Source organism: Actinacidiphila paucisporea (genome assembly GCF_900142575.1).
In the GTDB taxonomy this organism is placed as follows: domain Bacteria; phylum Actinomycetota; class Actinomycetes; order Streptomycetales; family Streptomycetaceae; genus Actinacidiphila; species Actinacidiphila paucisporea.
Genome location: NZ_FRBI01000016.1, coordinates 156568 through 168074 on the forward strand (window position 1 = coordinate 156568; position 11507 = coordinate 168074).

11 protein-coding genes are annotated in these 11507 nt (G+C 70.3%); 5 read left to right on the forward strand and 6 right to left on the reverse strand.

The features are described from left to right. The first annotated feature begins 25 nt into the window (after positions 1-25). Positions 26-1720: an alpha-amylase family protein gene (locus tag BUE44_RS23100; RefSeq protein ID WP_073500890.1), complete on the forward strand. Its 1695-nt coding sequence runs from the start codon at positions 26-28 to the stop codon at positions 1718-1720. Between the two features lie 106 nt (positions 1721-1826). Here BUE44_RS23100 and BUE44_RS23105 read toward each other — a convergent pair whose 3' ends face one another. The 5 genes from BUE44_RS23105 to BUE44_RS23125 all read right to left on the reverse strand — a co-directional run bounded on the left by BUE44_RS23105 (position 1827) and on the right by BUE44_RS23125 (position 6384). Then, a complete protein-coding gene (locus BUE44_RS23105) occupies positions 1827-2486 on the reverse strand; it encodes a twin-arginine translocation signal domain-containing protein (RefSeq protein WP_073500891.1) in 660 nt (219 codons plus the stop codon). Further along, complete coding sequence (locus BUE44_RS23110) at positions 2483-3043, reverse strand: SigE family RNA polymerase sigma factor (protein WP_073500892.1); 561 nt, start codon at positions 3041-3043, stop codon at positions 2483-2485. Before BUE44_RS23110 ends, BUE44_RS23105 begins: the two co-directional genes overlap by 4 nt. A gap of 48 nt (positions 3044-3091) precedes the next feature. After that, positions 3092-3880 carry a gamma-glutamyl-gamma-aminobutyrate hydrolase family protein gene (locus tag BUE44_RS23115; RefSeq protein ID WP_079189991.1) on the reverse strand — a complete coding sequence of 263 codons (789 nt, stop codon included), beginning with the start codon at positions 3878-3880 and terminating at the stop codon, positions 3092-3094. Positions 3881-3912: 32 nt separating this feature from the next. Beyond that, complete coding sequence (locus BUE44_RS23120) at positions 3913-5457, reverse strand: amino acid permease (protein WP_073500893.1); 1545 nt, start codon at positions 5455-5457, stop codon at positions 3913-3915. 183 nt (positions 5458-5640) lie between these two features. Further along, positions 5641-6384 (reverse strand): FadR/GntR family transcriptional regulator, encoded by a 744-nt coding sequence (locus BUE44_RS23125; RefSeq protein ID WP_073500894.1) that lies wholly within the window; start codon positions 6382-6384, stop codon positions 5641-5643. A gap of 74 nt (positions 6385-6458) precedes the next feature. On the opposite strand from BUE44_RS23125, the gene BUE44_RS23130 reads away from it, so the two are divergent. From BUE44_RS23130 to BUE44_RS23140, 3 genes are read left to right on the forward strand one after another with little or no spacing between them, the layout of a single operon-like run. After that, the gene (locus BUE44_RS23130) at positions 6459-7826 is read left to right on the forward strand and encodes a glutamine synthetase family protein (RefSeq protein ID WP_073500895.1); all 1368 of its coding nucleotides are present in this window, start codon (positions 6459-6461) and stop codon (positions 7824-7826) included. Between the two features lie 6 nt (positions 7827-7832). Continuing rightward, positions 7833-9215: an aldehyde dehydrogenase family protein gene (locus tag BUE44_RS23135; RefSeq protein ID WP_073500896.1), complete on the forward strand. Its 1383-nt coding sequence runs from the start codon at positions 7833-7835 to the stop codon at positions 9213-9215. Continuing rightward, on the forward strand, positions 9212-10012 hold the full coding sequence (locus tag BUE44_RS23140) for a 3-oxoacyl-ACP reductase (RefSeq protein ID WP_073500897.1): 801 nt from the start codon (positions 9212-9214) through the stop codon (positions 10010-10012). Before BUE44_RS23135 ends, BUE44_RS23140 begins: the two co-directional genes overlap by 4 nt. Here the strand turns inward: BUE44_RS23140 and BUE44_RS37575 are convergent. Continuing rightward, positions 9951-10571, reverse strand: coding sequence for a hypothetical protein (locus tag BUE44_RS37575; protein ID WP_073500898.1), 621 nt, complete (start codon positions 10569-10571; stop codon positions 9951-9953). The genes BUE44_RS23140 and BUE44_RS37575 overlap by 62 nt on opposite strands. A gap of 400 nt (positions 10572-10971) precedes the next feature. Here BUE44_RS37575 and BUE44_RS23150 point away from each other — a divergent pair. Then, positions 10972-11507, forward strand: a 536-nt coding sequence (locus BUE44_RS23150; RefSeq protein WP_200804497.1) for a glycoside hydrolase family 11 protein, incomplete at its 3' end; no start/stop codon positions are given.

Below are 11507 nucleotides of genomic sequence, written 5' to 3' on the forward strand. Positions count from 1 at the left end.
GTCCCGATGCCATGGAGCGTGCCCGATGAGACTGACCCGGACAGCCGACCTCTGGTGGAAGAACGCGGTCGTCTACTGCCTCGATGTGGAGACGTACCAAGACGGGAACGGTGACGGCATCGGCGACTTCGCGGGCCTGATCCAGCGGATCGACCACCTGGAGCGCCTCGGCGTCACCTGCCTATGGCTGATGCCTTTCTACCCGACCCGGGAGCGCGACGACGGCTACGACATCACCGACTACTACGCCGTCGACCCGCGCCTTGGCACGCTCGGCGACTTCACCGAGTTCGTCAGAACAGCCCGCGACCGGGGCATCCGGGTCATCGCCGACCTGGTGGTCAACCACACGTCCGACCATCACCCCTGGTTCCTCGACGCCCGCTCCAGCCGTACCTCCGCGCACCGGGACTGGTACGTCTGGTGCGACGAGCCGCCCGCGGACGGCCCCAAGGGGGTGGTCTTCCCCGACGCGGAGCAGAGCCTGTGGGAGTACGACGAAGGCACCGGGCAGTACTACCTGCACCGCTTCTACCGGCAGCAGCCCGACCTGGACATCGCCAACCCCGCGGTGCGCGACGAGATAGCCCGCATCATCGGCTTCTGGACGCAGCTGGGGCTGTCCGGCTTCCGTGTCGACGCGGTCCCCTTCCTGCTGGAGACGACGGGCCAGCAGGACGCCGGCCAGCTTCCCGACCCGCACGAATACCTCGCCGACCTGCGGTCCTTCCTCGGGCGCCGCAGCGGTGACGCGATCCTGCTCGGCGAGGTCAACCTGCCCTATCCCGACACCATGAAATTCTTCGGCGACCCTTCGTCTCCCCGCGGCGACGAGCTGACCATGTGCTTCGACTTCATCGGCATGCAGCGGATGTACCTGTCGATGGCCCGGGGCGAGGCGGCGCCGCTGGCCGCCGCCCTGCGCGAGCGCCCCGCGGCTCCCGGCGATGGTCACTGGGCGACGTTCGTCCGCAACCACGACGAGCTGACGCTCGACAAGCTCGATGACGACGAACGCGCCGAGGTCTTTGCGGCCTTCGGTCCCGACAAGGACATGCAGCTCTACGGCCGCGGCCTGCGCCGCAGGCTGCCGCCCATGGTCGACGGCGACCGGCGGAGGGTGGAGCTGGCGTACAGCCTGCTCTTCACCCTGCCGGGGACCCCGGTGCTCTTCTACGGCGAGGAGATCGGCATGGGCGAGAACCTGGCCGCCAAGGACCGCCAGGCCGTACGCACCCCGATGCAGTGGACGGCCGACAGGGGCGGCGGCTTCACCACCGCCGCCTCGGACGAGCTGCCCAACCCGATAGTGAAGGGCGCGTTCGGCCCCAAGCGGGTCAACGTCCACGACCAGGCGCTCGATCCGGCCTCGCTGCTCGGCCGGATGCGGTCGCTGATCGAGCGGTACCGCCAGGCACCGGAACTGGCCTGGGGCGACTACCGGGTCCTCGACGCCGACGACCCGGGAGTGCTGGCGCATATGAGTTCGCTGCCGGAAGGGGCGGTGCTCGTGTTGCACAACTTCGCCGACCGGACGGTCACCGCGACGGCGGTGGTCCCCGGCCTGAAAGGTGGCCGGCTGCTCATCGACCTCTTCACCGGCGAGGCCGTCAAGGCGGAACCGGGCGGCGGAGTCAGCATCGAACTGCCGCCGTACGGCTACCGCTGGCTGCGGCTGAACACCCCGCTGGACGACCCGGACCGGGAGACCGAGGCATGAGCGCCGAAAGGTTTCCGGGGGCATCGGCGCCGCCGTCGGCCGTGCGGCGGCGTGGCCCGGCCGTTCTGGTCAGAACGGCCGGGCCACGCCGCTGTCCCTCGTCCCGCTAGTTGTAGTGGTGCTCGGGCGGTGGTGTGGTCGTGCACGTCAGCGGCCCGTCCGCCGGGACGATCCGCTCCACCGAGCCGGGGTTCATGTGCACCGAGGCCAGCTGCGCGGCGTTGAGGTAGCCGATGAACAGCTGCTTCCCGTCCGGCATCGCGGCCGGGAAGAAGGTGAACGTCACCTTGCCGTCATCGTCTGTCCTGCCCTTCATCACGTTCGTGACCCCGGGCCCGGACCCGCTGGGGCTCAGCTTTCCGTCGTCGTGCGGTCCCTTGCAGAACACGCCCTCCTTGATCAGGACCGGGAACCCGGCCCTGCGCAGCGCCTGCTCCAGACCCGCGTGGTCGCTGAAGTACGCGGATTTGTCCCAGGTGGCGACGAGGGTGCCGTCCTTCTTCGTGTCGATGGTGTACGCGGCCGACTGGATGTGCACCGATCCCGCGCCGGTGCTGTTGCCGGCCGACGGTGGAGCCGTCGAGGGGTTGCTCAGCGCGGGCACCCCGATCGCGAGGGCCGCGGCGGCCGCCCCCCCTGCCGCGCCCACGAATCGGCGCCGGTTGCGACGGGCGCTGCCGGCCGCCATGATCCGCTCGACGGGCGTGGACATGGTGACGTCATCGAAGGAGTCCTTCACTGCGTTGAGCACCTCGTGCTCGCTCATGGTCCGACCTCCTGGTCATTGGCGATACCGTCATCGACGGTGACGAGTCGGCCGCGCAACGCCGATACGGCTCGTGACAGATGAGCGGTGACGGTACCCTCCGCGATGCCCAGCACCTTGGCCGTGGCCTTGGTGTCCAGGTCGAGGAAGACCCGTAGCGCGATCACCTCCCGCTGCCGCTGCGGCAGTTGACGCAGCACGGCGAGCAGATCGGGGTCCAGGCCGGTCTCGGCTTCCCGCGGATCGGACACGTCGGGCGCACCGTCCTCCAGCCCGACCTCCTTCCGTCTCCGCCTCCACCAGGACACCCGGGTGTTCAACGCGGTGCGTACGATCCATGCGCGCGGCGCCGGGTGCCGGCTGACATTCGGCCAGGAGGCCCAGGCGCGGGTGAACGCCTCGGCCACCAGATCCTCGGCGAGCTGCCGATCGCCCACACTCGCCAGGACCGCCCGCAGGCACCCGTCCCGGCTCGCTGCGTAGAACTCCTTGAACTCCGACTGCTTCACACCCCCTATACGCCGCAGCGTCCCCACACGCTTACCTCTCCGCCCCATGCGTTGGTCAGCCCGGCGACCGACTTCGTTCCGTAGTCGAGAACAACGCTACGTCGCCGTCTGGTGAGGAGGAGCCTCCGGCCTCGCCTGCTCGTGGTCGACGACTACAGCGTGTGGCTGGCGCGCGGCCGTGACGAGGGCGGTCAGGACGCGGAGGTCGTCGCCGGCCTCCGGGTGCCACTGCACGGCGAGTACGAAGCCGTCGCCGGCCCGCGGCTCCACTGCCTCCACGGTGCCGTCCTCCGCGAGCGCGCAGACCACGAGGCCGCGGCCGAGCCGGTCCACTGCCTGATGGTGGAAGGTGGGTACGGCGACCGGCTCCGGCAGCAGCTCGCCCAGCCGGGTCCCCGCGACGGCCGTGACCTGGTGGCGCCCGAACACGCCGGGCGGTCCGGCGTGCCCGTCGTGTCCGACGGCGTCCGGCAGGTGCTGCGTCAGTGTCCCGCCGAGAGCGATGTTGAGCAGCTGCATGCCCCGGCAGATGCCGAGCAGTGGCGTGCCGTCCGCAAGGGCCGCCTCGATCAGGGCCAGTTCCCAGGCGTCCCGCTCACGGCAGGGGGGTCCGGTCCGCGGGTGCGGCCTGGCCCCGTACTGCGCGGGCTCCACGTCCGGGCCGCCCGCGATGACGAGGCCGTCCAGCCGCCCCACCACCGCGGATGCCCGGTCCGGGCGGTCGGGCGGGAGGAGCACCGCGGTGCCGCCCGCCCGCTGGACCAGCCGGTGGTAGCCGGCGGGCAGCACGGCGGCGGGCAGGTCCCACGCCCCCCAGCGCACCGACTCCTCCAGGTAGGTGCTGACGCCGATGAGCGCGGTGGCCGCGCGACTCGCCCTGTCCACTGCTCACCGGTTCCTTCCCGGTCGGATTCGGATCAGAATTCCAGTTCGTGTTCGATGGCGGCCAGTTCATCGGGGGTGCCCTGGACCTTCGGGCCGGCGAACCACTTGCGGGCCGACACGAGCCACCAGCTGCCGGCGAAGCCGATCACGAGGAGGACCGCGAGCGGGGTGTAGTTGAAGCTCTTCGACGTGACGGGGCTGGTCGTCGGCAGCATGAACAGCACGGTGATGAATCCGGTCCACACCACGGCCACGACGCCCACGGGCCTGCTCCACCGGCCCAGATGCCACGGACCGCGTGCGAACCGGTCGCCCTGCAGCAGGCGCAGGAACACCGGCAGGACGTAGGCGATGTACAGACCGATCACGGCGATCGAGGTGACGGCGGCATAGGCGGTGGCGTTCCACAGATACGGCAGGCCGAGCAGGAACGCGCCGCCGGCAGCCAGCCAGACGGCGTTGGTGGGAGTCTTGGTCCGCTTGTTGATCCGGTGCCACACCTGGGAGCCGGGAAGGGCGCCGTCCCGGGAGAAGGCGTAGATCATGCGCGAGTTGGCCGTGACCGATGACATGCCGCAGAAGAACTGGGCGCCGATGGCCACGAGCAGCAGCAGCTTGCCGCCGGTATCGCCCACCGCGTCGATGAAGATCTGCGCCGGGGGCACGCCGGTGGAGGTGCCCAGTTCGCCGCCGTAGTCCTGGATGGCGAAGGTGATGCCGATCAGCAGGATCCAGCCGGCGGCCAGGGACACCAGGATGGACATCACGATGCCGCGCGGGCCGGCGTTGGCGGCGTCGTGGGTCTCCTCGGTCATGTGGGCCGAGGCGTCGTAGCCGGTGAAGGTGTACTGCGCGAGCAGCAACCCCAGCAGTGCGACGTACCAGCCGGAGTGCCAGCCGGTCTGGTTGACGAAGTGGGTGAACACGAAGTCGGCGGACTGGTGCCTGTCGGGCACGGCGACCAGCGTGCCCACGATGACCAGCACGCCCAGGACGTGCCACCACACGCTGACATTGCCCAGGACGGAGACCAGCCGCACGCCGAAGGTGTTCAGGAGGCCGTGGGCCGCGAGTACCAGCCCGAACAGCAGCATGGTGTGCCCGGGAGTGGCGGCGAATCCGAACTGCAGATCCAGCAGGGCGTTGAGGAAGAAAGCCGCACCGAAGTCGATGCCCGCCGTCACCGCCACCTGCCCGAGGAAGTTGAACCAGCCCGTGAACCAGGACCACGCCGGCCCGTGGGACGGGGCCAGCTTCGCCGCCCAGTAGTACAGGCCGCCGGCCGTCGGGTAGCTGGAGCAGACCTCCGCCATGGCCAGACCCACGAACAGCGTCATGGTGCCGACCAGCGGCCAGCCCCAGGTGATCAGCGCCGGTCCGCCGGTGACCATGCCGAAGCCGTACAGCGTCAGGCATCCCGACAGCACCGAGATGATGGTGAACGAGATGGCGAAGTTGGAGAACCCCGACATCGAACGGGCCAGTTCCTGGGCGTAGCCGAGTTCGTGCAAGCGTTGTGCGTCGCCGGACAGCCGGGTGTCCGGTTTCCTCGTCGTCACGGGCTCGTCGGTGGACATTGGCGCCTCCTAGGGCTCGGGCAGTCCCCGCGGATGGGGCGTCCGGCGGGCCGCTCCTGCCTGGATTCAAAGGTGTGAGGCGATACCTTTGCCGTCAGCGGTGCTCGGCGCAAGAGTCCGGCGTTAAACAGCGGTTACGAAGGGCCTCGGAGTCGCCGGCGAGGATCGCGGGGCGCCCCGCGCTCAGGCGAGAAACCCCCGCAGCAGCGCCGCGGTCCCCACGCAGTGCTCCCGCATCACCTCGCGGGCGGTGTCCGCGTCACCCTCCAGCACCGCCTCGACCAGCGCCGTGTGTTGCTGCTGGGAGTGCTCCAGGTTGCGCACCAGCAGCGGGATGCAGTCCAGCAGGTCGTTGACGGTCGCCCGGACGGCCGCGTACCGAGTGGCAAGAGTGGGCGAGCCGGACAGTTCGACAAGAGTGAGGTGGAGCATCGTGTCGCAGCGCCGGTAGTCGGCGAGGGGCGCGTCGCGGGTCGCCGCCAGCGCCTCCCGCAGCCGGCCGGCCTGTTCCTCCGCCAAGCCCTCCTCCGCACACAGTCCCGCCGCGCCCACTTCGAGGACCTCGCGGAACCGCAGCGTGTCCACCAGGTCCACCTTCGCGATGCGGCGCCGCAGTTCGCCCTGGGCGCCGCCGCCTCCGAGAGCCGTGCGCTGCGTCACGAACGTGCCGCCGTACCGCCCGCGCCGGCTCTCCAGCAGGCCCTCGTCCTGGAGGACTTTGAGCACGTCGCGCAGCGTCACCCGGCTCACCCCGAGGCGCTCGGCGAGCTCGCGCTCGGCCGGCAGCCGCCCTCCTTCGGGGACGAGTCCGAGCCGGATGACCTGGAGTATCTGCTCCAGCGCCTCCTCGAAGCCGTTGCCCGCGCGCACCGGCCGCAGCACCGTCGCCAGCCGGTCGCCGGGGACCGCTTCCCGGATGTCCCCCATCGAACCCTCTTCCCCATCAATGGTCTGCCAGAATACCTTATGGCCCCTCGGCCGCACCGACAGGAGGCGTTCCCGTGGCAGACCGCACACCCCCGCTACCCGTTGACGAACTGCGCGGACTCGTCAACGCCGGGGAGATCGACACCGTGGTCCTCGCCTTCACCGACATGCAGGGCAGGTTGCAGGGAAAGCGGTTCGCCGCTCGGTTCTTCCTGGACGACGTCCTCGGCCACGGCACCGAGGGCTGCAACTACCTGCTCGCGGTGGACGCCGACATGAACACCGTCGGCGGCTACGCGATGTCGTCCTGGGAGCGCGGCTACGGGGACTTCGCCATGCACGGCGACACGGCCACCCTCCGCCGCACTCCCTGGAACCCCGGTACGGCGCTCATCACCGCCGACCTGTCCTGGCACGACGGCACGCCCGTCACCGCCTCGCCCCGACAGGTGCTGCGCCACCAGCTCGACCGGCTCGCCGCACTCGGGTGGACCGCCTACGTCGGCACCGAACTGGAGTTCATGGTCTTCAAGGACACCTACGAGGACGCCTGGGCCCGCGGCTACCGCGGGATGAAGCCCGCCAACCTCTACAACGTCGACTACTCCGTCCTCGGCACCGGACGGGTCGAGCCGCTGCTGCGCCGTATCCGCAACGAGATGGGCGCCGCCGGCATGACCGTGGAGTCGGCCAAGGGCGAGTGCAACCTCGGCCAGCACGAGATCGCTTTCCGCTACTCGGACGCGCTGACGACGTGCGACCAGCACTCCGTCTACAAGACCGGCGCCAAGGAGATCGCCGCCCAGGAGGGCGTGGCCCTCACCTTCATGGCCAAGTACGACGAGCGCGAGGGCAACTCCTGCCACATTCACCTCTCGCTCCGCGACGCGGCCGGCACTCCCGTGCTCGCCGATGACCAGGGCCCGTACGGCATGTCGCGGACCATGCGGCACTTCCTTGCCGGGCAGCTTTCCGCGCTGCGCGAGTTCACGCTTTTCTACGCCCCGAACATCAACTCCTACAAGCGGTTCCGACCCGGCTCCTTCGCCCCGACCGCCGCCGCCTGGGGGCCCGACAACCGCACTTGCGCCCTGCGCGTCATCGGCCACGGCCCGTCCCACCGGATGGAGAACCGCCTCCCCGGCGGCGACGTCAACCCGTACCTGGCGGTGGCGGCCATGGTGGCGGCCGGCATCCACGGTGTCGAGCAGGAGCTGGAACTCCCCGAGGCATGCACCGGCAACGCGTACGACGGCGACGCGGCGCACGTCCCCGCGACGCTGCGCGAGGCAGCCGAGCTGTGGACCGGCAGTGCCCTGGCCCGCGCCGCCTTCGGCGACGATGTGGTGGAGCACTACGCGAACATGGCCCGGATCGAGCAGGCCGCGTACGACACCGCCGTGACGGACTGGGAGCGGTTCCGCTCCTTCGAGCGCATGTGAGGGACCGTGACAGACACCGTGCAGGAGCACCAGGTACTCAACCCGGCGACCGAGGAGGTCATCGCGACCGTCCCCGCCGCCACCCCCGCCGAGGTCGGCGCCGCCGTCGTACGCGCCGCCGCGGCGCAGGCGGTCTGGGCCGCGGCGGCGCCGGGGGACCGGGCGCGGATACTGCGGCAGTTCGCGGCCGCCGTGGACAGCCACCTCGAAGAGCTGGCCCAGCTGGAGGTACGGGAGGCGGGGCACCCGGTGGGCAACGCCCGCTGGGAGGCGGGCAACGCCCGTGACCTGCTCGACTACGCGGCCGGCGGCGTCGAGCGGCTGTGCGGCAGCCAGATCCCGGTGGCCGGCGGCCTGAACGTCACCTTCCACGAGCCGCTCGGCGTCGTCGCCGTCATCGCCCCATGGAACTTCCCCCTGCCGATCGCCGCCTGGGGCAGCGCCCCTGCCCTGGCCGCAGGCAACGCCGTGATCCTCAAACCCGCCGAGACCACCCCGCTCACCGCGCTGCGCCTGGCGGCCATCGGGCTGGAGGCAGGACTTCCGGAAGATCTCTTCCAGGTGCTGCCGGGCGCCGGACCGGTCACCGGCAACGCCCTCGTCGAGCACCCGGGCGTCGCCAAGGTCGTCTTCACCGGTTCCACCGCCGTTGGCAAGCAGATCATGGCGCGGTGCGCGGCGAGCCTGAAGCGGGTGACGCTCGAACTCGGCGGCAAGAGCCCCAACATCGTCTTTGCGGACGCCGACATCGAACGGGCGGCGGCCGCCGCCCCCGGATCCTTCCTCGACAACAGCGGCCAGGACTGCTGCGCCCGGACCCGCATCCTCGTGCAGCGCGGTGTGTACGACCGTTTCATGGAGCTGCTGGAACCCGCTGTGAAGGCGTTCACGGTGGGCGATCCGGCCGACCCCAGCACGCAGATGGGGCCGCTCATCTCGGCCGTCCACCTGGAGCGGGTACGCTCCTTCGTCCCCGAGGACGCGCCCGCCGCCATTCGCGGCGACACCCCCGCCGGCAAGGGCTTCTGGTACCCGGCGACCGTGCTCACCCCCGGGACGGACGACAGCCCCGTGACCCGCGAGGAGATCTTCGGCCCGGTCGCCGTCGTCCTGCCCTTCGAGGACGAGGACGAGGCCGTACGGCTCGCCAACGCCACCCGCTACGGCCTGTCCGGCTCGATCTGGACCAGGGACGTCGGCCGCGCCGTCCGCGTCTCCCGCGCCGTGGCCGCGGGGAACCTGTCCGTCAACTCGCACAGCAGCGTGCGCTACTGGACCCCCTTCGGAGGCTTCGGCGAGTCCGGAATCGGCCGCGAGCTCGGCCCCGGCGCCCTTGCCGCCTTCACCGAGACGAAGAACGTGTTCATCGACACCGAGGAGAGCAAGTGACGACCGAGCACACCGATCAACCTCCCGCCACGTGCCGCCGCCTGGTCGGCCGGACAGCCGTCGTCACCGGCGCCGGCAGCGGGATCGGCCTGGCCGCCGCCCGCCGCCTCGCCTCCGAGGGCGCCGCCGTGGTCTGCGCCGATGTCGACACAGCCGCGGGCAAGGCTGCCGCCGCCGCGACCGGCGGGCTCTTCGTCCAGGTCGACGTCACCGACTCCGACCAGGTCGAGGCGCTCTTCAGGACCGCGTACGACACCTACGGCTCGGTCGACGTCGCCTTCAACAACGCCGGCATCTCGCCCCCGGACGACGACTCGATCCTCACCACGGGGCTCGACGCATGGCGGCGCGTCCAGGAGGTCAACCTCACCTCCGTCTACCTGTGCTGCAAGCACGTCATTCCCTACATGCAGCGCCAGGGCAAGGGCTCCATCATCAACACCGCCTCGTTCGTCGCACGGATGGGTGCCGCCACGTCCCAGATCAGCTACACGGCCTCGAAGGGCGGCGTGCTTGCCATGTCCCGCGAGCTGGGAGTCCAGTTCGCCCGCGAGGGCATCCGGGTCAACGCGCTGTCCCCCGGGCCGGTCAACACCCCTTTGCTCAGGGAGCTGTTCGCCAAGGACGCGGAGCGGGCGGCGCGCCGCCTGGTGCACATCCCGGTCGGCCGCTTCGCTGAGCCCGAGGAGATCGCCGCCGCAGTGGCCTTTCTCGCAAGCGACGACTCCTCGTTCGTCACCGCCGCGGAGTTCCTCGTCGACGGCGGGATCGCGGGGGCGTACGTGACTCCCCTCTAGAGCCACCGTTGCCGGTAGCGGCGTGTACGGGATGCAGCCACGCGGCGCTCTGCTCGGCCAGGGCGCGGCGCACCAGGCGCTCGGCCTCGTCCAGCTCGTCGGCCCATAAGGCGACGGACGCGGCCGCGCCGAGCCGGATCGGGTTCGAGAGCGGGTCGGCGGGCTCCCGCAGCAGTGCCTTGATGCGTGCCATGGCGGCACCGGCCGAGAGCAGTCCCGCGCTCGACTCGTACTGCACAAGCAGCGCCCGCCCGGCCGGGTCGACCAGTTCGGGTGAGCGCGTGGCCTCCTCGCGGAAGCGGCCGTACACCTCGCTCCTTACGGCCTGGTCGTAGTCGGACAGCAGCGCGGAGGCGGTCCGCAGCGTGCGCACCAGATCCGGATGGCCGGGCAGTTCCTCGATCGTGGCGGTCAGTACGGTCATGGCGCCGTGCACCTCGCCCCGCCCGGCCAGCGCCGTGCCCAGCGCCATCGCCGAGCGCGCCCGGCCGCGGGGCACGTCCGACAGCCGGGTGGCCTCGGTGAGCCGGGGTATGCCGGTGGCGCCCCCGCCCGCCACCTGACGGGGCGCGGATACTCCGAAACTTTCGTCACCTCAGACGTCCCCGCGGCCGTCACATCCTCCGCGCGGTAGGCGAGTTGTTCCGCCGGATGGGCACGACTCCGAGGCATGTCCTCTGATCAGGGAGCATTCCTGACCCTGCGAAATGGCCACGAGGAGAAAGATTCGAAACTTTCACCGAAAGTATTGACACCCCGGGAGTGCGGATCAGACTGTTCGGCATCGCCGGCGACCAGTCGCCGACGATCCGGGCCGCACCATGGCCCGGTCCTCCGGTCGCAGCACTCCTGGCGGCCGGAGAGTGCGCCATGCCTCTCCAGCCCAGGCCGGCCAGGCCTGTGACGACCGGGAGCACGGCGCACAGCTGCCCCCCACGCTTCCAGGAGGAAACACACCCATGAGGACAACGACCCCTGAGCGCCGCCGCAGACGCAACGTCATGGCCGCCATCCGCGCACTCGTCGCCGTGGCGGCGGCGGTCATGGCCGCCTTCACGCTGCCGGGCGCGGCCCAGGCCGACACGACCGTCACCTCGAACAGCACCGGCACCAACAACGGGTACTTCTACTCGTTCTGGAGCCAGAACAGCGGCCAGGCCTCGATGACGATGGGCTCCGGCGGCCAGTACAGCACCACGTGGAACAACGTGACCAACTTCGTTGCCGGCAAGGGCTGGAACCCGGGCACGACCGCCCCCGTGACCTACTCGGGCTCGTGGAACTGCAACGGCAACTGCTACCTGTCGCTGTACGGCTGGACCACGAACCCGCTCATCGAGTACTACATCGTCGACAACTACGGCAACTACAACCCGAGTTCCGGCACCTCCAGGCTGGGCTCCGTCAACAGCGACGGCAGCACGTACGACCTGTACCGGACGCAGCGCGTCAACCAGCCCTCCATCCAGGGCACCGCGACGTTCTACCAGTACTG

Excerpts from the sequence above, each read along its gene's own strand:
- BUE44_RS23100 (WP_073500890.1), top strand. The coding sequence starts at position 26 with ATGAGACTGACCCGGACAGCCGACCTCTGGTGGAAGAACGCGGTCGTC.
- BUE44_RS23105 (WP_073500891.1), bottom strand. The coding sequence starts at position 2,486 with ATGAGCGAGCACGAGGTGCTCAACGCAGTGAAGGACTCCTTCGATGAC.
- BUE44_RS23110 (WP_073500892.1), bottom strand. The coding sequence starts at position 3,043 with ATGGGGCGGAGAGGTAAGCGTGTGGGGACGCTGCGGCGTATAGGGGGT.
- BUE44_RS23120 (WP_073500893.1), bottom strand. The coding sequence starts at position 5,457 with ATGTCCACCGACGAGCCCGTGACGACGAGGAAACCGGACACCCGGCTG.
- BUE44_RS23125 (WP_073500894.1), bottom strand. The coding sequence starts at position 6,384 with ATGGGGGACATCCGGGAAGCGGTCCCCGGCGACCGGCTGGCGACGGTG.